The organism is Streptomyces sp. NPDC037271 (assembly GCF_055603605.1).
In genome coordinates this window covers 70721-93631 of record NZ_JBVJVN010000019.1, presented here as the reverse complement: position 1 = coordinate 93631, position 22911 = coordinate 70721, and the positions used below count along the sequence as shown (strand labels likewise).

General features: G+C 72.4%; 13 protein-coding genes and 4 pseudogenes. 10 read left to right on the top strand and 7 right to left on the bottom strand.

Features of this window, described 5'->3' with window-relative positions; translation table 11 throughout:
• Window positions 1-96: 96 nt before the first annotated feature.
• From ACZ7G3_RS26600 to ACZ7G3_RS26590, 3 genes are read right to left on the bottom strand one after another with little or no spacing between them, the layout of a single operon-like run.
• Window positions 97-1977, bottom strand: a complete 1881-nt coding sequence (locus ACZ7G3_RS26600) for a non-ribosomal peptide synthetase (RefSeq protein ID WP_470928530.1) — start codon at window positions 1975-1977, stop codon at window positions 97-99.
• Window positions 1978-1982: 5 nt separating this feature from the next.
• A complete protein-coding gene (gene vioD, locus ACZ7G3_RS26595; protein WP_470928529.1) occupies window positions 1983-3143 on the bottom strand; it encodes a capreomycidine synthase in 1161 nt (386 codons plus the stop codon).
• 19 nt (window positions 3144-3162) lie between these two features.
• Entirely contained in the window at window positions 3163-4578 is a 1416-nt protein-coding gene (locus tag ACZ7G3_RS26590; RefSeq protein ID WP_470928528.1) for a KamA family radical SAM protein, read from the bottom strand.
• A 412-nt stretch (window positions 4579-4990) separates the two neighbouring features.
• On the opposite strand from ACZ7G3_RS26590, the gene ACZ7G3_RS26585 reads away from it, so the two are divergent.
• The 6 genes from ACZ7G3_RS26585 to ACZ7G3_RS26560 all read left to right on the top strand — a co-directional run bounded on the left by ACZ7G3_RS26585 (window position 4991) and on the right by ACZ7G3_RS26560 (window position 14480).
• Entirely contained in the window at window positions 4991-5698 is a 708-nt protein-coding gene (locus ACZ7G3_RS26585; RefSeq protein ID WP_470928527.1) for a helix-turn-helix domain-containing protein, read from the top strand.
• Window positions 5699-5769: 71 nt separating this feature from the next.
• Window positions 5770-7503, top strand: coding sequence for a carbamoyltransferase family protein (locus ACZ7G3_RS26580; RefSeq protein WP_470928526.1), 1734 nt, complete (start codon window positions 5770-5772; stop codon window positions 7501-7503).
• Window positions 7504-7580: 77 nt separating this feature from the next.
• On the top strand, window positions 7581-9431 hold the full coding sequence (locus ACZ7G3_RS26575) for a condensation domain-containing protein (protein ID WP_470928525.1): 1851 nt from the start codon (window positions 7581-7583) through the stop codon (window positions 9429-9431).
• Window positions 9428-10960 carry an AMP-binding protein gene (locus ACZ7G3_RS26570; protein ID WP_470928524.1) on the top strand — a complete coding sequence of 511 codons (1533 nt, stop codon included), beginning with the start codon at window positions 9428-9430 and terminating at the stop codon, window positions 10958-10960. Before ACZ7G3_RS26575 ends, ACZ7G3_RS26570 begins: the two co-directional genes overlap by 4 nt.
• A complete protein-coding gene (locus tag ACZ7G3_RS26565) occupies window positions 10957-12651 on the top strand; it encodes an ABC transporter transmembrane domain-containing protein (RefSeq protein ID WP_470928523.1) in 1695 nt (564 codons plus the stop codon). Before ACZ7G3_RS26570 ends, ACZ7G3_RS26565 begins: the two co-directional genes overlap by 4 nt.
• Window positions 12648-14480 carry an ABC transporter ATP-binding protein gene (locus ACZ7G3_RS26560; protein ID WP_470928522.1) on the top strand — a complete coding sequence of 611 codons (1833 nt, stop codon included), beginning with the start codon at window positions 12648-12650 and terminating at the stop codon, window positions 14478-14480. The genes ACZ7G3_RS26565 and ACZ7G3_RS26560 overlap by 4 nt, the downstream gene beginning before the upstream one ends.
• A 453-nt stretch (window positions 14481-14933) precedes the next feature.
• Here the strand turns inward: ACZ7G3_RS26560 and ACZ7G3_RS26555 are convergent, their stop codons facing one another.
• Window positions 14934-16652 (bottom strand): hypothetical protein, encoded by a 1719-nt coding sequence (locus tag ACZ7G3_RS26555; RefSeq protein WP_470928521.1) that lies wholly within the window; start codon window positions 16650-16652, stop codon window positions 14934-14936.
• 802 nt (window positions 16653-17454) lie between these two features.
• On the opposite strand from ACZ7G3_RS26555, the gene ACZ7G3_RS26550 reads away from it, so the two are divergent.
• From ACZ7G3_RS26550 to ACZ7G3_RS26540, 3 genes and pseudogenes are all read left to right on the top strand, one after another.
• Window positions 17455-17931, top strand: a complete 477-nt coding sequence (locus ACZ7G3_RS26550) for a hypothetical protein (RefSeq protein ID WP_470928520.1) — start codon at window positions 17455-17457, stop codon at window positions 17929-17931.
• A 258-nt stretch (window positions 17932-18189) separates the two neighbouring features.
• Window positions 18190-19508 (top strand): annotated as a pseudogene (locus ACZ7G3_RS26545) (hypothetical protein).
• Between the two features lie 288 nt (window positions 19509-19796).
• A pseudogene (locus ACZ7G3_RS26540) lies at window positions 19797-20213 on the top strand (nucleotidyl transferase AbiEii/AbiGii toxin family protein); the annotation flags it as partial.
• Between the two features lie 144 nt (window positions 20214-20357).
• Here ACZ7G3_RS26540 and ACZ7G3_RS26535 read toward each other — a convergent pair.
• Together ACZ7G3_RS26535 and ACZ7G3_RS26530 are read right to left on the bottom strand one after the other, a co-directional pair.
• Window positions 20358-20582 (bottom strand): annotated as a pseudogene (locus tag ACZ7G3_RS26535) (transposase); the annotation flags it as partial.
• A gap of 176 nt (window positions 20583-20758) precedes the next feature.
• Window positions 20759-21154: a winged helix-turn-helix transcriptional regulator gene (locus ACZ7G3_RS26530; protein WP_470928519.1), complete on the bottom strand. Its 396-nt coding sequence runs from the start codon at window positions 21152-21154 to the stop codon at window positions 20759-20761.
• A gap of 120 nt (window positions 21155-21274) precedes the next feature.
• Between ACZ7G3_RS26530 and ACZ7G3_RS26525 the strand changes: the two genes are divergently transcribed.
• Window positions 21275-22102 (top strand): enoyl-CoA hydratase/isomerase family protein, encoded by an 828-nt coding sequence (locus ACZ7G3_RS26525; RefSeq protein ID WP_470928518.1) that lies wholly within the window; start codon window positions 21275-21277, stop codon window positions 22100-22102.
• Window positions 22103-22223: 121 nt separating this feature from the next.
• On the opposite strand, the pseudogene ACZ7G3_RS26520 reads toward ACZ7G3_RS26525, so the two are convergent.
• Window positions 22224-22516, bottom strand: a pseudogene (locus tag ACZ7G3_RS26520) (helix-turn-helix domain-containing protein); the annotation flags it as partial.
• Window positions 22517-22911 lie beyond the last annotated feature (395 nt).

Sequence of the window (22911 nt, the reverse complement as noted above, 5' to 3'; positions counted from 1 at the left end):
GGCGGCCGGAGGCCGGGCCCGCGGGCCCTCGGGTGGTGCCGGGTGGTGCGATGACCCGTCAGGTGCGCGACAGCGGTCCGCGCGCGCCGCGGCCGGTCAGGGCCGGGCGGTCCCGGCGGCAGGGAGTGCCCCGGCCAGCAGCCGGGGAGTGGGGCAACGGAACAGGGCGCTCGCCCGCAGTCCGGCCGCCGCGGGGAACGCCTCGCGCATCCGTGCGAGCAGGCGCATGGCGAGCAGGGACTGCCCGCCGTGCTCGAAGAAGTCGTCGTCGGGGCCGAGCGCCGGGGCGCCCAGGACTTCGCGGAAGAGGTCCACGACGGTGGACAGCGGTTCGCCGGAGGACTCCGGCGCGGCGCCGACGCCCGGCACCGTTGCCGGGGTGTCGGCCGAGTCCGGGCGCTGCCCCGGAACGGCGGTCGCCGTCCCCGACGCCGCGACGCAGTCGCCCAGCCGCCGCTTGTCGATCTTGCCGTGCGGGTTCTTCGGCAGGACGGACACCCGGAACAGCACCCTGGGCACGGCCCAGTCGGGCAGGTGCGCCTCCAACGGCGCCACGATGGCGTCCCGCTCGGCCCCGGTCACGCGGACCGCCTCGCCGGGCCCCGGGGCGAGCCGCGGGTCGGCCGGGACGGTGAAGGCCCACAGCACGGTTCCGGTCCGCGGGTCGGGGAACACCACGGCCTGGCCCACGGCCGGGTTCGCGCACAGGGCGCGCTCCACCCGGGCCGGCTCCAGCCGATGGCCGCGGATCTTCACCTGGTCGTCGAGCCGCCCGAGGAAGACCAGGTTCCCGTCGGCGTCGATCCGGCCCAGGTCGCCCGTCGTGTACACGCGCGCCCCAGGGACGGCGGACAGCGGGTCGGGGACGAACCGGCGGGCCGTGGCGGCCTCGTCGCCGAGGAAGCCGCGGGCCAGCAGCGGTCCGCCGATGTGGATCTCGCCCGTCTCGCCCCGCGGCACCGGCCGCCCGTCGCGCCGGACACTGATCTCCACGTCCCGCAGCGGCGTGCCGAGCGGAACCTCCTCGGCGTCGGCCGGGAGCCGCCCGGTGTAGAAGGTGGAGGTGACGGTGCACTCGGTCAGCCCGTACACGTGGGCCAGCCGGGCCGGTTGGCGGGCCTGCCAGTCCCGGTAGGGCCGCGGGTCCATCCGCTCGCCGCCGACCACCACCAGGCGCAGTTCGGCCGGGGTGGTCAGGCCGCGCGCGTCGAGCCAGCGGGTGTACTCCAGCCAGTACTGCGTGGACAGTTCCACCACGGTGGTCCCGGTGCGGGCCATCGTCGTGTGCAGTTCCTCCGCGTCCAGGGCCCGGGTGCCGGCCCGGCACACCACGGCCGCGCCGGAGACGAGCGCCGGGAAGACCTCCTCGATCAGCACGTCGAATCCCAGCGAGCAGACCTGGAGCCAGCGGTCCCCGGGGGCCAGCTCCAGCCGCTCGGTGACCGCGGCCGCGAACCGGCCGAGCGCGTCGCGCTCGACGACCGTGCCCTTGGGCTGCCCGGTGGACCCGGAGGTGAACAGTACGTACGCGACGTCACCGCCGGTCGCCGCCCGCAGCGGCTGCGGGCGGGCGGAGCCGTCCGCGTCCGTCGTTCCGCCACCGGTGTCGCCGGGCCCGGCCGGCACGTACGCCGTCGCGGGTGCGTGGGCGCCGTCGCCGAGCCACACCACCGCCTGCGTACGGCGCACCAGCGCGTCCCGGGCGGCGGCGGGCAGCCGGTCGTCCAGTACGGTGAACCCGGCCCCGGCCTTGAGCGCCGCGACCATGCCCAGCACCGTGCGCCCGGGGTCGGGGAACGCGAGGCCCACCAGCCGCCCGGGGCCCGCGCCGCGCGCGGCCAGGGAACCGGCCCAGGAATCGGTCAGCCGGTCCACCGACCGGTACGTGAGCACCCGTTGCGGCGTCACCAGCGCGGGCGCGTCCGCGTGTTCACGTACCCGGAGGTCCCACAGGTCCAGCACGTCGGGTCCGGCCACGGCGGTCACCGGGCGGTCCCGCGGGTGCGCAGGAACTCCGACAGCCCGGCGAGCCCGGCCAGGAAGCCCTCCTCCGGGCCGCCGAAGCCGAGCCGGGCTCCGTGCGGCACACCGAACGCCGTACCCGGCACGAGGAGCGTGCGGTGGCGGGAGAGCAGCTCCAAGCAGAAACGTTCAGCTGCCGCCGGTCCGTCCGCGGCCCGCTCCAGCCCGCGGAAGACGGGCAGCGCGCACACCCCGCCCTCCGGCGGCGTCCAGCGCACCAGGTCCTCGTGCTCGGCCATCCACCGGGTGAGGTGGGCCAGGTTGCACCGCGCCTCGGCCGCCCGTGTGCCGATCAGCACGTCGGCGTGGTCCATCGCCCGCTCGGCGATCAGTTCGACCAGCGGGGACAGGAAGAGCGTGGTCCGGTCGCGCAGCGGGAAGACCGCGGTGATCAGCTCCGGCGGCGCGATGGCCCAGCCGACCCGCAGCCCCGGCAGACCGAAGGTCTTGGAGAAGGTGCCGTAGGAGATCGTGTCGCCGCGGGTGGCGGCGGGGTCCGGGAGGACCTCCCAGCGGTGCGCGATCTCGGCGGTCGCGGCGTCCCACACCAGGGTCGCGCCGACCGCGGCGGTCCGTTCCGTCAGAGCCTTCAGGCCCTGCGGCGACAGCGTGGCCCCGGAGGGGTTGTGCGGGAAGTTGACGACGACGGCCGTGGTCCCGGGCGTGACCAGGTTCTCCAGTACGTTCTCGTCGATCTCCCCGTCGTGCACGGCCGCGGCCGGCAGTTCGGCGAGCTCGCAGCCCGCCGCCCGCGGGTAGTGGCCCAGCGAGTGGTAGATGCCCTGCTGGACGACCACCCGGTCACCGGCCCGCAGCAGCGTGCCCAGGGTGAGGGCGATGGCCTCGCTGGAGCCGTGGGTGACCAGCACCCGGTCGGCGTCACCGCCCGCGTACCGGTCGGCGATCGCCTGCCGGATGCCGGCGCCTCCCTGGGAAACGCTGTCGTCCATGACGACGGCGTCCAGGTCCTCGGCCGGGATGCGGCACAGTTCACGTATCTCGGCGAAGGTGTACGGGTGGACGCCGCTGGAGCTGATGTCGTGGATGCCGGGGCCCAGGTGACGGCGGTACCACTCCTCCAGCACCGGGGGATCCTCACGCGGCGGAAGCAGACTGCTCATGGTTGCGCAACTGTCCCTTCTATCCCTGACGCGAGCCCTGAGGGGAGTTCTGACGGGTGTCCCGCCACCACCGCTGTCCGGCGAGGGGAAGCGTGTCGATGGGGTCGTAGTAGTGGTAGGAGCCGCTGTGGGCCTCCGGGTCCGTCGCTTCCAGCGGGGTGAGATAGCTCTTGCTCCAGTGCGACACACCGAGTTCGCGGTCGTAGGAGTCGACCTGCTCCACCCAGCGCTTGCCGGCCAGCGGCACGTCGCACACGAGGCGGGGCGTGGCGAAACCGGGGAGATACCCCATGATCTGCCGCTGCATCAACTGCGCGCGGTGCAGCGGCACCCGCCAGTGCTCGGCGTTCGGGATCATGTCGCACATGTAGAAGTAGTACGGCGTGATCCCCGCGTGGTCGATGAGCGCGAAGCACAGGTCGAGCAGGTCGTGCGCGCTGTCGTTGACCCCGCGCATCAGCACGCCCTGGTTGCGTACGTCGTGCAGTCCCGCGCCCAGCAGCGCCCAGGCCGCGTCCGCCACCGCGGGGGTGATCTGCTGGGCGGCGTTGGCGTGGGTGTGCAGTGCGACGCGCACTCCGCGGGACCGGGCCGTCCGCGCGATCCGGGCGACGCCCTCCAGCACCGGGCCGGACCGCCAGTGCTGGGGCAGTCCGACCAGCCCCTTGCTCGCCAGCCGGATGTCCCGGATCGACTCGATCTCCAGCAGGTCGTTCACGAAGCGCTCCAGGCGGGGCCAGGGCATGTTGGCCAGGTCGCCGCCGGAGACCACCACGTCCCGGATGCCGGGCGAGGCGCGCAGGTGCTCCAGGATGCGGTCGGCCCGGTCGGCCGGCTTGAGCTGGAGCCTGCTCTTGGCCACCTGGGGCGTGGAATTGCCCACCAGGTCCATCCGCGTGCAGTGCCCGCAGTACTGCGGGCACGTCGACAGCAACTCGGCCAGCACCTTGGTGGGGTAGCGGTGGGTCAGCCCCTCCACCACCCACATCTCCTGCTCGTGCAGGGAGTCCCGGTCGGCCATCGGGTGCGAGGGCCACTGCGGGTGCCGGTCGGAGAAGACCGGCAGCATGTACCGGCGTACCGGGTCGTCGTAGAACGCCTTGGTGAGCTCGCCCGGACGGGCGCCGGGCGCCTCCGGGGCCATGGTGTTGAGCATCTGGGGCGGCAGCAGCACCGACATGGTGGCGCGGTGCAGCCGGTCCTGCTCCCAGTCCGCGTAGAAGCGCTCGTCCAGCAGGTCGCCCATGACCGCGCGCAGGTCCTTCGCGTTCTTCACGCAGTGGGCGCGCTGCCACTGGGGGTCCGCCCACTCGGCCGCGGTGACGTCGCGCCACCCGGGCAGGCGCCGCCAGTCCGGCTCCACGAGTGGACGGCTGCGGTATTCGTAGACGCCTTCCAGGGCTGCTGATTCCGTCTGTCTGCGTGCTGTGTCCACCGGCCCGGCACCCCATCCCATCGGTTTCGGCCGTATCGCCTGCCGCCGATCTTGCAGAGCGTGAAGGGTTGTACACGAGAGGGATTTGTACGGGGCGCACAGGGCAAGTGCCCCTGTACAACGAGGGCTGTTGAATGGGAAGCGGAAGCCGTCGGCCGGTGCCGCAGGGGAACGGACAGCACTCCCGGACCGCGCGATCGGCTCCGGGCTGGCCTGAATTGCCGGTCGAGAGGTTGATGCGCATGTCAGTGGCATGTACCAATGGCCACAGATCAGCCGCGGAGGCCGGCATGCCGGGACTCCGGCGGTCCCCGGCTGATCGCACCGTCGACCACCGGACACCGCTGACCACGGTTGTACGGCTCGACGGTACCCGCGTCGCGCCGACACAACCGACTACCAGGGGGAACATGTGCCCAGGCCAGAGCGGTTATTGGATCCTACTGCAGGCCCACTGGAGGAATTCGCCCACGACTTGCGCACCTTACGGACGGAGGCCGGAAAACCCTCGTACCGCACCATGGCGAAACGGGCGCACTACTCCGTCGCCACACTCTCCGAGGCCGCACGGGGGCTGCACAAACCCTCGCTGAGGGTGACCCTCGCCTATGTGGCCGCGTGTGGTGGAGACCTGGAGCTGTGGTCACGTCGCTGGCACAGCGTCAGCAAGGAACTGGAGGCACGCGCCGCACCGGGACACGGGCGGGCGGACGGCGCGGAGCGGGAGCCTACGCGCTCCGACCGCCGCCCGGCCCCGCAGGATCCTCCGGAGCGAGGATCGGAGCGGGCCGCCGCCCGGAGAGCCGACCGCGGCCCGGACCGGAACCGGAGTACGGACCACGGCCCGGACCGGAACGCGACCCGCGTCCCCGGCCGGGACCCGGAGCACGGCCGGGTGCACTCCGGCCGCCACGCGCCCACCACCTCCGCGCACGGCCGCGGCGGCGACGAGCTGACCCGCGACGAACGGGCCGAACTACGCCGGCTGCGCAGCGAGGTGGAGGAGCTGCGGCGCGCCAACGAGGTGCTCAAGGCAGCGTCCGCGATCTTCGCCGCGGATCTCCGCACAACGTCGAAGGTCGTGTACAACCCGGCCGGTAGACAAGATCGGTCGGCGTGACCGGTCGCACCCCGCGCCCAGGCGGCGCGGGGTGCGACCGGACGATCCCGACCGACCCTTGGGGACTGACCATGCGTGTGCTCGGAGTCAACGGCTGGCCCGGAGCCAGTCACGATGGGGCCGCCTGCCTCGTCGTGGACGGCGAAGTCATCGCCCTGGCCGAGGAAGAACGCTTCACCCGGAACAAGCACGCCTACGGGGAGGCACCCCTCAACGCCGCCGCCCACTGTCTCGCGGAGGGCGGCCTCACCCTGGACGACATCGACGTCGTCGCCCACGGGTGGGACCTGCCCAAGCTGTTCCGCGACCGCGGCCTGGACTGGTTCGCCGACGACGCCGGTGCGCTCGAGCACCTGCTGCCCAAGGCACTGTTCCCGCGCTCCCGCGACCCGCGGCTGATGTTCGTCGACCACCACATCGCCCACGCCGCCAGCGCCTACCACCTCTCCGGGCGGGACCGCGGCGCCGTCCTGGTCCTGGACGGCCAGGGCGAGGACGTGAGCACCACGCTCGCCGTCGGTGTCGACGGCGAGATCAAGACCCTGCGCACCTACCCGCCGGGATGGTCACTGGGCTACTTCTACGCCGCGGTCTGCGCGTACACCGGTCTCGGTTCCGACGCGGCCGGCAAGATGATGGGCCTGGCCTCGTACGGCACTCCCCAGGACCTCACCCTCGGGGGCGCCTTCGGCTTCACGGACGACGGCTTCACCATCGGTGTCGTCCCACAGGACCTGCGCTCCACCGGCACCACCGACGAGGAGACGGCCACCGTACGGCACTGGCTGGAGCACCTGGAGAAGGCACTGCCGGACGCCCCCAACCGCTCCGTCCGCCGCTTCGACCCCCGCGTGGGCCGCTACACCAGGGTCACCGACCGGGACCCGTTCGAATACCGCGACATCGCGGCCACGGCCCAGGCGGCGCTGGAGCGGGCGGTCACGGCCCTCGTGCGCAGCCTGCTCCGGGAGAGCGGCGAGACCACACTGCTGGTCGCGGGCGGCGTCGGCTTCAACGCCACCCTCAACGGCAAGCTCATGCGCATGCCCGAGGTGCAGGACCTCTTCGTCCAGCCCCTCGCCGGTGACCAGGGTGTCTCGCTCGGCGCGGCGGTCTGGGTCGCGGCCCAGGAGGGCGACCGGATCCGGCCCATGAACGGCTCGGTGGCCTGGGGCCCGCAGTGGAGCCCGGACGAGATCCGCCGTGTCCTGGACGCCTCCGGCACCGCCTACACCGAGCCCGCGGACATCGCCGCCGCGACGGCGGACGTCCTGGCCGCCGGCGGAGTCGCCGGGTGGTTCCAGGGTCGGGCCGAGGGCGGTCCTCGTGCCCTCGGCCACCGCAGCATGGTCGCCGTGCCGACCCCCGAGCGGACCCGCGACCGGGTCAATGTCCGGATCAAGGACCGCGAGGCGTGGCGGCCGTTCGCCCCGAGCATGCAGGAAGAGGCGGCCGAAGCCCTGATCGGCACCACCACCCCGCTGCCGTACATGATCGTCACCACCCCGGTCACCGAGGCCGGCGCCGCCGTCATGCCCGCGGTGGTCCACAGCGACCGGACCACCCGGCCGCAGACGGTCTCCGCCGGCGTCGACCCCCTCTACCATCGGCTCATCGGCGCGGTCGGCGCGCACACCGGCAGCCCGGTCGTCCTGAACACCTCCTTCAACGGCCGGGACGAACCGGTCGTCTGCAGCCCGCACGACGCCCTCGCCACCTTCCACCGGCTGCCGTTGGACGCCCTGGCCCTCGGACCGTTCCTGATCCGCCGCCCCGACGGTGCCGTGCGCGGGATCCGCTCATGACGGCCCCGGTCCGCCGACACCCCGGCCCCGCCGCGGACGCCGAAGCCCCCGCCGCCCCGGCGTCCGGCCCATCGGATATGCCCGGTCCCAGCGTCGAGGAGATCCGCGCCCGGCTGGACGCCTGGCTCGCCGACACCGTGCTGACGCCGGACGCCGACCTGTCGGCCCCGCTGCTCGACCTCGGAGTGGATTCCCTCGACCTCATCCGCACCGCCCGCCGGGTCGAGGCCGCCTTCGGCGTCCGGGTGCAACTGCACGAGCTGACCGTGCCGGAGATGACCACGGCCCGGCTGGCCGCGCTGGTCGCCGACCGCGCTGTCCGGCGCCGTACCGCCGATGTCGCACCGCCCGGCGTCGGCCACGCCCCGGTCGTGCTCACCCCTCCGCAGGAACATTCCTGGGAGGAGCAGGCCGGCGACCGGGGCCACTGGAACCAGGCGATGCTCTTCACCACCCGGCCGGACCTCGACGGCGAACTGTTCGCCGAGGCCGTCCGCCGCCTGGTCGCCGGGCACGCCTCGCTGCGCCTGGCCGTCGAGGCCCGCCCGGCCCGGCGGCCCCGGCAACTGGTGGTGGCCGTCGACCCCGACGGCCCGCCCGGCGCGGCCCTCGGCCCGGTGCTGGACACGGTGGACATCAGCGAGCTCTCCGACGCCGAACTGCCGGCCGCGGTGACCCTGCGCTGCACGGTCGAACAGGGGGCACTGGATCCGCAGCTCGGACCCGTGGCCCGGTTCGTCCGCTTCGACGCGGGCCCGACCCGCCCGGGGCGACTGCTGATCGTCATTCATCAGATCGCGTTCGACATGGTCTCTTGGTCCGTCCTCCTGGAAGACCTGGAGGAGCTGTACACGGCGCTCGAAGCCGGGCGTCGTGACGTCTGGTGCGCCGAGGGAACCCCGTATCCCGAGTGGGCCCGGGCGCTGGCCGCCCACGCCCGTACCCCCGAGGCCGAGGCGGAGGCCGAGTGGTGGACGGATGTGGTCCGCACCCCCGCGACCATCCCGCTGGACCACGCCGCCGCCGACCCGCGGGCCGCGAACACCGCCCGCACCGCCGCGACGTACCGCGAGGAGTTCCCGCCGGAGCTCACCACGCGCCTCCACACGGCGGCCCGCGTCCACCGCGCCCACCCCGGCGACCTGGTCCTGCACGCCCTGGGCGAGGTGCTGGCCGGGTGGCTCGACGAGACGGAAGTCCGGGTGGACATCCTGCGGCACGGGCGCGAGGAGACCGTTGGCGACACGCATCTGGCCCGCACCACCGGCTGGTTCACCACCACCGTGCCCGTCCGCCTGGACCTGGCCCCCGGCACCCCGGCCGAACGGCTGGCGCGGACCGTCGGGCACCTCGCGGCCCTGCCCGGCGGGGGAGTGGGATTCGGTGCGCTCAGCCGCCACGGCCGGCCGCGCATCGCGGCCACGCTGCGCGCCGCCCCGCCCAGCGACATCTCCTTCGACTTCGAGGGCGACGACGCGGACGCCCTGCCCCTGCGCACCCTGCTGCCGGACGTGGCGCCCGAGGCCATCGGCGACATCACCGCCCCGCACTGGACGCGGCCCCACCTCATCGAGGTGATCGCCACGACCGACGACGAGGTGCTGCGCGTCGAATGGTGGTACTCCACCGCCCTGCACGACGAGGCGACCGTACGCGACCTCGCCGCCCGCCACCGGTCGGCCCTCACGGCACTCCTCGACGCGACGGGATCCGACACGACGGGATCCGACACGACAGGTCCCGACGAGGCAGGACCCGACGCGACAGGACCGCGGGCGACGGAATCCCGTACGGCGGAATCCGGTACGGCGGAATCCGGTACGGCGCAATCCGGTACGGCGGAATCCGGAACGGCGGGCCCCGACACGGCCGGGACCCGCGGCGACCGAACACCTCACGGACGCACAGAAGAAGGCGACCTGCCATGATCCTCCCCAGCGTGCTCGAGCGCTTCTTCACCATCGCCCGCTCCGATCCCGGCCGACCGGCGGTCATCGACAACGGAATGACGGTCGGATACGGCCAACTGGCCTCCTGGGCAGGGGCGGTGGCCGACCTGGTCGCCACCCGCGCACCCGGACCGCATCCGCCCGTGGCCGTCACCCTGCACCACAGCGTCCGGGACATCGCCGCGATCCTCGGCACGCTCGCGGCCGGCCGCGGCTACGTGGCGGTGCCCGAGGGCCCCTCCGGTCACACCGGCGAGGCCCTGCGCGCCCTCGGCTGCCGGGAACTGGTCGCCACCGCCGAGACCGACCGGCTGCCCGCGGTCGACCGCGTCCTGCGCCCCCACTGGGGCCCGTCCCGCGCCCCCGTCCCGGGCAACGGCAGACCGGTCCGCGCCGACGACCCCGCCTACGTGCTGTTCACCTCCGGTTCGACCGGCGCTCCCAAGGCCGTGGCCGTCCCGCACCGGGCGCTGCACGCCGTCCTGTCCCCGCTGCGCGAGCTGTACGAGGTCGGTCCGGACACCGTGTCCCTCAACTTCACCCGTGCCGACGGAGACACCAGCCTGGAGGAGATCCTGCCGCCGCTCCTGGAGGGCGGACTCGTCGTGCTGGACGGTGACGCCGAGGCGGACCTCGACCGGGTCCTCACCGACAACGAGGTCACCCTGGTCAACCTGCCCGTCGACTACTGGCACATCTACACCGGCCACCTGCTGGAGACCGGCCGGAAACTCCCCGGCACCGTCGAGACCGTCGTCATCGGCGGCGAGGCCGTCCGCCCCGACATGCTGGAGCGCTGGCACCGGCTCGGCGCCGACCACGTACGGCTCCTCAACACCTACGGGTCCACCGAGACCGCCCTCGTCACCCACAGCGCCGTCCTCGCCGGGCCCGGTGCCGGACCCCGGGAGGCCGGAAACCCCTTCCCCGAGGGCGTCCCGATCGGTCACCCGCTGCCTTCCGTACGGCAGGTCGTGGTGCCACGCCCGGACGCGCCCGACGGCCCCGGCGAGTTGCTCGTGGCCGGTCCCCAGCTCGCAACCGGCTACCTCGACGACCCCGACCGCACGGCCGCCCGCTTCGTCGAGGCCGACTTCGGCGGCGGCACCACCCGCTGGTACCGCACCGGCGACCTCGTCCATGAGTCCGCCGACGGTGCCCTGGTCTTCCACGGCCGCAGCGACCACCAGGTCAAGATCCGCGGTCACCGGGTGGACCTGCTGGACGTCGAGGAGGCCATCGGACGGCTCCCCGGTGTGACCGCCGTCGCCGCCGCCGCGCACGCCAAGGGCGAGCACACCGCACTCGTCGCCTTCGTGGTCGTCGCGCCCGACGGCAACACGCCAGAGGACGGCGGCGTCGCGGCCGAGCCCGCCGCGCTGCGCGCGCACCTGCGCGCCACGCTCCCCGAGCACATCGTCCCCGACCGGATCGTCGCGGTCCCCCGACTGGAGCACACCCGCACCGGCAAGGTCGACCGCGCTGCCACCCGGGACCGGTACCTGTGACCAACCGGCTCTTCGATGCCTCGGTGGCCCCCGCCACCCTGCCCGAGGCGGACGCGCGGGGCCCTTGGGCCTACCTGTGGTGGCTGGCGCGGATCCGGCCCGGGCCGCTGCTCCTCAGTGCCGTGCTCGGCACCTTCTGGATGGTTCCCCTGGCCCTGGTCCCGCTCGTCATCGGACGGGCCATCGACGAGGCCGGCCAGGGAGGCGACCGGGCCGGCCTCTACCTGTGGGCCCTGCTCACGCTCGTCCTCGGCATCGTCCAGGCCCTCGCCGGCGCCGGTCTGATCCAGGCGGCCGTGGGCGCCGAGGCGCACGCCCTGGCGCACACCCACCGCGTCCTGATGCGGCACGTGGTCCGGTTGGGCGCCACCCTGCGCGGCAAGGCACGCTCCGGTGACGTGGCTGCCTCGGCCGCCGCGGACGTCGACACCATCGGCAACGCCTTCGAGGTGGTCGGCCGCACCATCGGCGCGGTGGTCGCCGCCGTGCTCGTGGCCGTGGCCCTCACCGCCACCTCACCCGTGCTCGGACTGGCCGTGCTCATCGGAGTCCCGGCCGCCGTCCTGGGCATCGGACCGCTGCTGCGGCCCCTCCAGGAACGCGACGAGGCCCAGCGCGAACAGATGGGCATCGCCACCTCCCAGGCAGGTGACATCGTCGCCGGTCTGCGGATCCTGCGCGGCATCGGCGGCGAGGCCGGTTTCGCCGAACGCTTCCGCCGCACCAGTCAGGAGGTCCGGCGGGCCGGCGAGTCGGCCGGCCGGATGGAGGCCTGGCTCCAGGCAGCCGGGGTCTTCCTGCCCGGCCTCGTCACCGTCGGCATCGTCTGGTTCGGCGCCCGCCTCGCCCTGCAGGGCACCATCACCGTCGGCGAACTGGTCGCATTCTACGGTGCGTCGGCCTTCCTCACCCTCCCGGTGAGCACCGCGACCGAGGCCGCAGAGACGCTCAGCCTGGCCAAGGTCGCCGCCGGCCGGGTCTGCACCCTGCTGCGCCTCGTCCCCGAGACCACCCAGCCCGTACAGCCCGAGCCGCTGCCCCCGGGACCGCTGTCGCTGGTGGACGCCCGCACCGGCATCACCGCGGAGGCCGGACGGCTCACCGTGGTCGTCGCCCCCGCCGACCGCACCGGAGACCTCGCCGACCGGCTCACCCGCCCCGGTGGTTCCGGTGACGGTGCCCCGGCCGTGCTGCTCGGCGGTATCCCGCTCGACCGGGTGGACCTCGCCGAACTACGCTCCCGGGTGCTCCGGTCGGGACCCGCCGACATCCTGTTCAGCGGCACCGTACGGGACGAGCTGACCACGGAATCGGCCCGCTCGCCGCGGGACCTGGAGCACGCGCTGTTCACCGCCGATGCCACCGACGTGGTAGAAGCCCTCCCCGCCGGTCCGGACACCCCTCTCGACGAGGGCGGCCGTGCCCTGTCCGGCGGCCAGCGCCAGCGCCTCGTCCTCGCGCGGGCCCTGCTCGCGGCTCCCGACGTGCTGGTGCTGGAGGACCCCACCTCCTCGGTCGACGCCCACACCGAGGCCCGGGTGGTCGAACGGGTCGCCGCCGCGAGGGCGGGGCGCACCACCGTCGTGTTCAGCGACAGCCCGCTGTGGCGCGGCGTCGCCGACCGAGAGGTCCGCCTCTGCCCGGACCCCGTGTCCGGCAGCCCCGACCGTTCCACAGGAGTGCCCTCGTGACGGCGACACCCGCCCAGGCCCACCCCACCGCCGAAGCCACTCCGGCCCCGCCCACCGCCCCCCGACCCGACGGCGCGACCGGCCACCCGGGGCGGCTGCCGCTCGCCGACCGGGCGGACGTCCGCGCCTGGGTCGGCGCCTTCCTGCGCGGCGAGGCCGCCCGGCTGGCCCTCACCTTCGTGCTGTTCGCCGCCGCTCTGGTGGCGGGCCTGATCGGACCCCGACTCCTCGGCCACCTGGTCGAATCCGTGAAGGCCGGTACCACCGCGGGCCGGGTCGACCTGCTCGCCCTGGCCTTCGTCGCCGTCCTCGTCACCCACGCGCTGCTCGCCCGCGCCGCCCGCACCCGGGCCACGCTGCTGGGCGAGCGCGTCCTGGCGCGCACCCGCGAGACGTTCGTCCGCAGGGCACTCGGGCTGCCGCTGTCGCAGGTGGAGAGCGTCGGAACCGGCGACCTCCTCAGCCGCGCCACCACCGACGCCGACCGGCTCAACGAGAGCATCCGGCAGGCGGTCCCGCGCATCGCGCTGGCCGCCGTCACCCTGGTGTTCACCTTCGCGGCGATCCTGCTGACCTCCCCCCTGCTCGCCCTCGCGCTGCTGGCCGGAGTGCCCTTCGCCCTCCTGCCGACCTGGTGGTACCGGCCGCGCGCGACCCGTGCCTACGAGCGCCTGCTCGCTCAGGAGGCCGACGTCCTGGCCGTCACGCACGAGACCGCCCGCGGCGCCGCCACCGTCGAGTCCCTCGGGCTCGGGCCCCGCCAGATCCGGCGCCACGGCCGGGCGGTCGACCAGGTGGTACGGACCCGGCAGCGCACCACCTGGCTCCAGACCATCTGGTTCCCCAGCCTGGACCTCGCCACCATGGTGCCGATGGCGCTGACCCTGCTGATCGGCGGACTCGCCTACCGGGACGGTTCCGTGGGACTGGGCGAACTCACCGCCGTGGTGCTCTACGTCCAGGCGCTCGGCGAGCCCCTGAACGACCTGCTCACCTGGACCGACGAACTGCAGATCGGGAACGCCGCGCTGCGCAGGATCCTGGGCACGGACCGGTTGCCGCGCGAGGAGCCGCGGCCACCCGCGGCCATCGAGGGCCACGCCATCCGGCTGGAGGGCGTCGGCTTCGGCTACGCCCCGGGCCAAGAGGTCCTGTCGGACATCGACCTCGACATCGCCTTCGGTGAGCGCCTGGCCGTGGTCGGTGCCTCCGGCGCGGGCAAGTCCACCCTCGGCAAGCTGCTGGCCGGCGTGCACCACGCGACCCGGGGGAGCGTGCGCATCGGCGGCGCCGAGATCAGCACCCTGCCGGTGGACCAACTGCGGCGCGAGATCGTCCTCGTGACCCAGGAGCAGCACGTGTTCACCGGCACGGTACGGGACAACCTCACACTGGCCTGCGAGGAGGCGCCGTCGGACGAGCGGCTGTGGGAGGCGCTGGAGACGGTTCTGCTGGCGGACTGGGCCCGCACCCTCCCCGACGGCCTCGACACCGGGATCGGCCCGGGCGCCGCACCGCTGTCCCCGTCGGCGGCCCAGCAACTGGCACTGGCCCGGCTGCTGCTGTCCGACCCGCACGCACTGGTGCTGGACGAAGCCACGGCGCTGCTGGACTCCACCGCGTCACGCCGGGTCGAACGTTCGCTCGCGGCGCTGATCGAGGGCCGTACGGTGATCTCCGTGGTGCACCGCCTGGACTCGGTGCGGGACGCCGACCGCATCGCGGTCATGGACCGCGGCCGGATCGTCGAGCTCGGCAGCCACGGGGAACTCCTGGCGGCGGACGGTGCCTACGCGTCCCTGTGGCACTCCTGGCAGGCGGCCCGGTGATCCGGACCGCCGGCGTGGGGACAGAAGGAGGTCCGTGGGGACAGAAGGAGGTCAAGGAACAGGCGGAGACGTGACCGCTCCGACGGCACGGGACGGCGGTCGCCCCACAGCCCGGCGCGTGGGCAGCTCCGTCAACGTGCACATCCCGATGCCGGCCTTGGCAGTCAGTGACTGCTGGACAGGATGCTGCAGGCGGGCGCGTACGAGGCGGCCGACACTCTGGAGCGCCGCGGCCGCAGAGCCGGGTACGTCCGCGCCCGTTCCCGTACCGCGCCACGGGTGGGAACCCGAGGAACGGCCCGCCGCACCATGGACGTGGAGCGATCTGCCGCCGTTGCCCACGGTCAGCCGACCGAGGCGTAGTACGCGACGCCGCGACGGATCGCATCACACCCTGGGACCTCGGACCGCCCAGCCCTGTCCCCCCGGCCTCGGCAGTGGCGCCTGCCGCCTTCAGCGGCCGATGCCCGTCCCGTAGAGGTCGAAGGCGCCCATGTCGTTGCACGTGACGTCGCGCAGGGCGCACTCCTCGCCCGGGTTGTTCACGCCGTCCGACCGCAGTTGGGTGACGATGAGGCGGGCGGCCCGTGCCGCGGAGTCCTCGCCGTCCTGAGGGAACACGGCCGCCCACCGCCAGCGTTCGCGTTGCTGCCAGCCGATCTCGTGCATCGCCGCGGTCTTTTCGGCGGAGACGTGCTCGGCACGGTCGTAACGGAAGAGCCGCAGACCGCTGCCCGGCTCGAAGACGACCTGCACGGTGTCCCGGCCGCGATGGGTGATCACGAAGCCGGCCCAGTTCTCGCCGACCTGGGCGGGGAGGTGTTCCACGAACGAGTGGAGCATCAGCCCGAGAGCGTCCTGGAGGTGGTCCGGGCCCAGGGCCAGCCGGCCGCCGGGGTACACGTCGGGCCCCCAGCCGGAACCGCCCCGGTCGAGCTGCCACAGGTAGGGCAGAGAACGGAAGTCCGACGGCTCGTCGGCACTCCACGACCCGCCCCACTTGAAGTCGCGGTGTTCCTCTTTTTCCAGTTCCCCGGTGTCGTGCACCTCGAGCAGGGCTCCGTGGCGGTCGCCGCTGAGGATCAACAGTCGCCGCTCGTTGCGCCAGCGGATGTTCGGCCCTTCGGCGGAGCCGCCGAACAGGGTGGGGCTGCCGATGCGGCCGACGACGGCGTCGAAGAGGTCGCCGAAGGCGGTCCTGCGCCGGGCGAGGGTGGCTCCCGGCTCGTAGGACAGCACCCGTGCCCGCTCGCCGGGCTCGCCCGTGTCGTGCAGTGACTCGGCCGTCTCCGCGGCGTCGGCGTGGCGGGGCGGGACGGGATGCAGGGCCAGCCAGCTGGCACGTCGGTTGCTCTGGAAGATCAGGGTGTGGCGCTCGCCGCGCCAGCGCAGACCGGGGGCGCCACCGCAGTCCTCGTAGCGCACCGGGTTCCCCACCGAGGCGAGGGCACGAGCCAGCCCGGCTGTCCGGTCGCAGGCGGCGCCTCCCGGCCGGGACCGGTACGCGTGGGTCAGCAGATGGACCTGGCCGGTGGTGTACCGGGTGGACTCGAAGCCGAGCTTGCCCGCATCAAGGACCAACGAGATACCCGCACGGTCCGAGACGAGCGTCACCCGGCCGTCTCCTGCACCGCCGCACTCCCAGCCGGGGCGGGCAGCCGCCCATTCCTTCACTGAGGCCAACTCCCAGTCCCCGAAGTCGGCTTCCAGCAGTTCGGCCACCGTGTGGACGGCGTCTTCATGGCTGTCGTGTGAGTAGCTGTCGGTCATGCAGACGATGTTGGCACGCCGGTCCGGCGCCGGGTGCGAGGGGCCCCGCAGGACGACGACCCGGGGCGGCGGCGGGGGACTCGCTCGGCAGGCCAGGCCTGGGGCGGCGTGGTCGGGGTGGCGTGAGGTGTGGGCGTCGAGGAGGGCATTGCCACGGCCATGGCTTGTGAGGAGCAGGGCGGCGTATCCGAGCGGGATCAGACCGTCCGGTCCGGCGTCCGGGGGCACGACCACAGGACCGTCACGCTCGGCTTCCCAGGCCGTCTCCCAGGCGGCGAGGACATCCCGACCGGCCCGGTCGTCCAGGGCGTGCAGCAGATCGCTGATGCGTCCGAGCAGGTGGAGGCGGGCCTCGGTGTCAGGAGTGCCGAACGTGCGCTGGACATGGTGCGGGACGGTCACACCACATCGAACTCGGCGTGCAGAAAGGCGTGTTCGGCAGTATCCAGCAGGCCGTCCACAGTGACGGCCGGGCCGGGTCCAACGGTATCGTCCACGTGCACGGTCTGCCGCCCCCCTGAGCCCCTTGCGGAGCAACAGTCACCGTAAATAGGCTTGTTAGCGATGTCAACGCACTGTTGGGTGCGGTGGCCGAGACCAAGAAGACGCACCGGACGTACGGGGCGTACGGGAGCCGGCCGGCACGCGTGTCGGCTGCCCGGCGTTCTGGTGAGAAGAAGCCGGCCGCCAGGGAGCAAGACCCCTCCGAGAACGCCCTGCGGCAGGGACGTCAGAGACGTGCGGAGATGAGGGCGAAGCTGGAGGAGACGGTGAGGACCCGAGCCCGGACGAGGGGGACGCGTGCCCAGCGCCTGTTGGAGGCGATTCGACAGGGAGAGGAGTATCTCCGACGGTACGAGGAAGTCAGCTCCCACAAGCGGGCCCTCCGCGTCTGGCTGGGGGAGGGCGACCCCATCCTGGACCTCCTCGACCGCCTGATCGGCCGCCCGATCACCGTCCCCCCGGCCAGGACGGAGCGCCGGACCGTCTCTTCCGAACCGAAACAGGTCAAGGGCGTCGAACCGAAGCCGGTCGAGAGGAAGGACCCGAACCTCAGGAAGATCCGACGCCTGCTCGGTGAGATGGACCGGACCCACGGGCACCGGCCCACCCAGGACCTGCTGGGGCTGCTCGACGAGATCGGGAAACATCGCGACCAACTCGCCCGACCGCTGCCCGCGGCGGAAACCAGGCTCGTCGAGCGGTGGCAGCGCAGACTGGAGAGGAACGGAGGTCCGCCGAGCGCTCCGCCCAGGCGGCGGCCGCCCCCCGGAACACGCCGGCGAGGGCGGGCCGCACCGCAGAGCCACCGCAGGACGACCGCCTGCCGGCCGAGAGGATCGACAAGCTGGCCCTCACGGTCCGCGGCATCCTCGAAGAGCTGGCCCGTGCCGAAGGCCCGCCCCTGAGCTGGGGTGATCTCCGTCTTCGGGCGGGCGGGCAGCTCCCGCCCCTGCGCCCCGACGACCAGGTCGCGTTGCTCGTCGCGGCGGACCGGGGCACACCGGCCGACGAGCCGCTCCTGACCACGCTGGTCGACAACTCCGTCGCGGCCCCACACCGGCTCTACCGCCAGGTGCGCCAGGGCCTTGGCCGGGGGCCCGTCCCTGACACGGAGCTCGAGGCCCATCGGGCCATGGAAGCCCTACGGTTGCGGCAGCTCTGGCGATACCGGCGGTGAGCGGGTCGCGGTACCGGTGTCCGTGACGGGGCGGAGGCGAAGCCGTGTGCGTCACGCGTCGACTGGAGGGGCGTACGGGTGGGTGCAGACGTGGTGGCGGCGTGACGGGAGCTGCGGGCCCGCGAGGAAGCGGGCCCGTTTCCCGGAGGGCCCGATGCGTGGCGTGTGACGTGCGGGCGTGGTGATTCGGGAGGACGAGAGTCCACCGCTCTCGTCGGACGTCAGCCGTAGGCTGGTGCGGGAAATCCAGGGGAGACGATGATTGACTGCCGCAAGGCGACTGTTCCGGTCTGGACGCTGGCGACACGTGAGGTCGAGGTGCCGGCGGTGATCGGGGACGGGCCGATGACGGCCGAGCGACTGACCGAACTGCGTGGGGTACTGGCCGCGTTGGCCGACCAGCCGATCGCCACGCTCGAGGCGCATCCGTTGCCCGGCAAGCTCGACCGCAGCCGGGGCATCCCGCTCGATGCCGCCAGCCCCCTGGCGCAGCACCTGTCGCAGCTCATCACCGAGTCGGCGAAGGCTTCCGCCACGGCCGCCAGGGCGACGGCCTCCGGCGAGATCCTGTGCCGCGTGGTGGTCCCGGCGAAGGTCGCCGCCGAGTTCGGACAGGGGCTGGTTCGCTGGATGGTGCCGAAGGGGTCCACGGGCGAGTTCTACGGCGACCTCGTGCGGACGACGACGGGCCAGATCGCCGCCAAAGCGTCCATCGTGCCGGTCAGCGGAGTGGCAGCGGCGGGCACGGTCGGCGGCGCGGGTGCGACCGCCGGCGCCGCGGCCGCGGGTGGCACGGTCCTCACCGTGGCCGCTCCGCTCGTGCTGATGGCGGTGGCCGTCGGGGTGAGCGCGCACGCCGACCGCAAGCGGCAGCAGGCCATCGCCCACATCACGGACCTGCTGGAGCAGCTTCAGGCGGACAAGCTCGACGACGAGCACAGTGCGCTCAACGGCTGCCGTCCCGCCATCGACAAGGCCACGGCCATCCTGCTCGACCAGGGCAAGCTCGGTGTCTCGCTGGGACTCGACTCGGCGGTGCACACCATTGACACGGCACTGAGCAAGGCCGACATCCGTCTGGCCCGTTGGCGGAGCGCGCTCGACAAGCTGCCCGCCGGCGAGCCCGTCGAGATCGGCACGCTGACCGAGTCGTTCCCCGGCGTGGACGACCAGGGCGGCGTGTTCCGCACCCACGTCGGACTGGCGGAGCTGGCCATGGCGTTGAAGCGGCGTGTCAACGTCCTCCAGGCGGTCGAGCGAGCCCAGAGCGACCCCGACAACCTGTTCGGGAACTTCACCCGCGCCCTCAGGGCCGACGAGCAGCGTCTCGACGAGCTGGAGTCGGGCATCGCCAGTGTGCTGGTGCGCCTGTCGACGCTGGAGCTGGCACGTCCGAACAGCAAGCGCCCCTCCTCACGACCGGTGAGGTCGACCGGCTCCTGCGCGCGGCCTACCAGCTCCGCCGCCTGGGCGACGGCGTCGCACTCAACGGCCGCCCGACGGACGTGGCGATCGAGATCGCCCGTGACCGGGACGGCTCGGTGGTCGTCTTTCCCGCGCTGCCCGCCGAGGCGTAGGCCTCCGAACACCGGTACGAGGTGAATGTGTCAAGTCTTCGCAGCGACCCTCGCACTTCCGCCGCTGTCCGCGGCAGCGGCTGGGTGAGCAGCTCACCGCAGGCTGAGCAGTTGTTGATGCGTCTGGGGCCGTGTGAACGGGTCGAGCTGCTGTTCGCCACTCTCCGGTACCAGGGCGTACTCGCAGTGGCCCGTGCTGCGGCGCTTGATCAGTCCCTACATCCGCGAGGTCTGGGAGGATGCCTTCCCCGAGCTGCTCCGCACCGCTCCGGCCGACACGACCGCCGCGTGAAGCTCACTCCGCTCCACGAGCGTCTCCTCGCCGACATCCTCGACCTCGGCTCCCCCTATCCTCTGGTCCTCACCGGCGGATGCGCCGTGCAGGCCCACGGCCTGGTCGAACGATTCAGCCGTGACCTCGACGTCGCCACCGAGAATCCCGCTCCGATGCAGGAGATCGTCGCCTCACTCACAGCAGGCCTCAGTGGGCGCGGATGGCGGACCACGCACGTCCAGACCGATCCGCTCAGCGGCCGGTTCCTCGTCGTCGATTCGGACACCGGCGAGGAGTGCGAGGTCGACGTCCTCAAGGAGGCGTTCTGGGCCCCGCCCGCCCAGACCCCCTACGGCCCCGTTCTTTCCCTCGACGACGTGATCGGCACCAAGGTCCGTGCCCTCGCCGACCGCGGCACCGTCCGCGACCTCGATCGCGCAGAGATACAGCTTGCCGTTGCCGATACAGCTTGCCGTTGTCGGTGGCGCGTTCGGTGATGTAGGCGAGCCAGAGCCGGTTCGGGCCGGCCGCGGTGAAGTCACGACGGACGAGATCGTCGTGCACTGGCAGGCCGCAAGGCGCCGCCAGCAGGTCATGCCCGAGCCGAAGCCGAGTTCCTGCGGCAGGTACTCCCACTGGATGCCGGTGTGCAGGACGAAGAGGATCCCGCACAGGGCCTGGCGGTCCGGCACCCGCGGTCTGCCCTCGACCTTCTTCGGCCCGGGCTTCGGCAGCAACGGCTCGACCAGCGACCACAGTTCATCCGACACGATCCACGGCCGCGACTGACGGTTTCCCATGACAAGACGTACGAGACAGCAGGCCAACAGTCTCATGATCAGCAACTTTTGTCAGAGCTAGTAACCGTCACGACTCTCCGCATGAGTTTGAGTCGCCGGTCGTGGTCGGCGGACGGTACAGGTCACCGGGCCGGGAAGGGTGCCGCTCGCTCCGGCTCGGCTTCGTGGTCGTGGTGTCAGCGCGGGGCTCGCTGGTCGTAGTCGCGCTGGCGCGCTTGGATCTCGGAGGCGTTCGCGACGGTCCAGTCGTAGAGGTGGGCGAACGGCTCGCGCAGGGATTCGCCGAGGGAGGTCAGCGAGTATTCGACACCCACGGGCGAGGTCGGCAGCACGCGGCGTTCGATCATGCCGTTGCGTTCGAGTCGGCGCAAGGTCTGCGTGAGGACGCGTTGCGTGATGCCGTCGAGGCGGCGCTTGATCTCGTTGAATCGGCGTGGTTCGACCAGGACCGCCATGACCATCATCGACCACTTGTCGGCGATCTGATCGAGGATCGGCCGGCTCGGACAGTCGGACCGAAACACGATGTCGTGCTCGGCGATGGCCCGGTATACGGCCTCAGAAGTCGCCATGGCGGTGTCCTCCACGATCCCTGGGATGCCTGAAGTGCGTTATTGACGCAGGTCAGAGACAGTTTCACAGTAGGTATACAACAGGAACCAGGGTCCTGCCAGATACCTAGGAGAAAAGCCATGGGCCACGACGCCTACCGAACCTTGCGGGTCAGCCAGAAGGACGGAGTCGCGCACGTCACGATCGACAACCCGCCGGTCAACGTCCTCAGCGTCGCAGTCATGGCCGATGTGCGGCGCCTGCTTACCACGCTGGCCGGCGACGACAGCGTACGCGTGATCGTGTTCGACAGCGCGGACCCGGACTTCTTCCTCGCCCACGTCGACATGACCGCCACCCCGGACGCCCTCGCCGGACTCATGGCCGACCTGCCGGACGGCGTCAACGTCTTCCAGGCCGTCGGGGAGCAACTGCGCCGCCAGCCTCAGGTGACCATCGTCAAGCTCGCAGGTAAGGCGCGCGGCGGCGGAGCCGAGTTCGTCGTGGCCGCGGACATGGCGTTCGCGGCGATCGGCAAGGCCGGGCTCGGCCAGGTCGAAGCCCTCATGGGCATCGTCCCCGGTGGCGGCGCCACGCAGTACCTTACCGAGCGCGTCGGCCGTAACCGTGCCTTGGAGATCGTGCTCGGCGCCGACCTGATGGACGCCGAGACCGCCGAGCGGTACGGCTGGGTCAACCGAGCCGTCCCCGCCGACCAGCTCGACGAGTTCGTCGACCGCCTCGCCGGTAACATCGCCGCGCTGCCCGACGACGTCGTCGCGGCAGCCAAGCGCGCCATCATCCCCCACGATCATTCTGCTGGCCTGGCACAGGAGAACGACGCCTGGGCTGGGCTCGTATTCCGCTCCGCCACAGCACAGCTCATGAGCGCCGGGCTGGCCAACGGTGCCCAGACCCGGGACGGCGAACAGGACCTCGAGGGTCTGTTCCGCAATCTCGCCGGGTAGCTGAATGAGCGCCTGTGACAAGTCGAATGCCTTGCTGGTGACAGCCAGACTGCTTCGATTGCTCCGTTCGCCAGCTCACGTGGCTCCGCAGGGACAACTCGTGGGATTCGGCTCATGGGCCGGTGACCAAGGCGAAATCCTCGTCGTCACGGTCGAGCAGGCGGGACGGCCTCCCGCCCACCGAGGGTCCAGGCAGGCCAGGCCGATCTCGTCGAACCGGTGCATCACATCCCGGACGGTGTCCTCGTCGGCCTGCACCAGCTGGGCAATCACCGGCACCCGGTTGCCGCCGGCGGAGGCCAGCATCATCGCGCGCCGGTAGCGCACCGAGTTGGTGCCGCCGCGGCGCACGATCTGCTGCAGCTTCTGCTCCTCCTGCTCGGTCAGTCTGCGCACACGGCCAGGCTCGGTCACCCCGCCTCCAACGGTCGGATCGGACGTCACCGCACATCCAACCGCCACGACCGCCAACCCGGTGAACCTATGCGGTCACAGCACGAGCGACATCCTGGAGGTTGGGCAGTTCGCAGACCAGGTTTCGAGCGGGCGGTACCGAGGACGAGCGCGGCCGCTCACCTGCGTCTACAGGCTGGGGTGGCTGACGGCGGGAGGGGTTCACCGCTGTGGGGGGGGAGCGTGGTTAGAGTCGGTTGCGGAGCGCTTGGGAAGTAAGGTGCTGCCCGCAATGCGCCCGCCACGGGCGCAGCTGCGGCTTGCCTGCATGCCCGCTGTACTTGTATTGGAGCGCCCGATGGGCATCCGGAGCCGCTCACCACCGACGATCTCGTCCGGTCTGGGAAGCGGGGGCA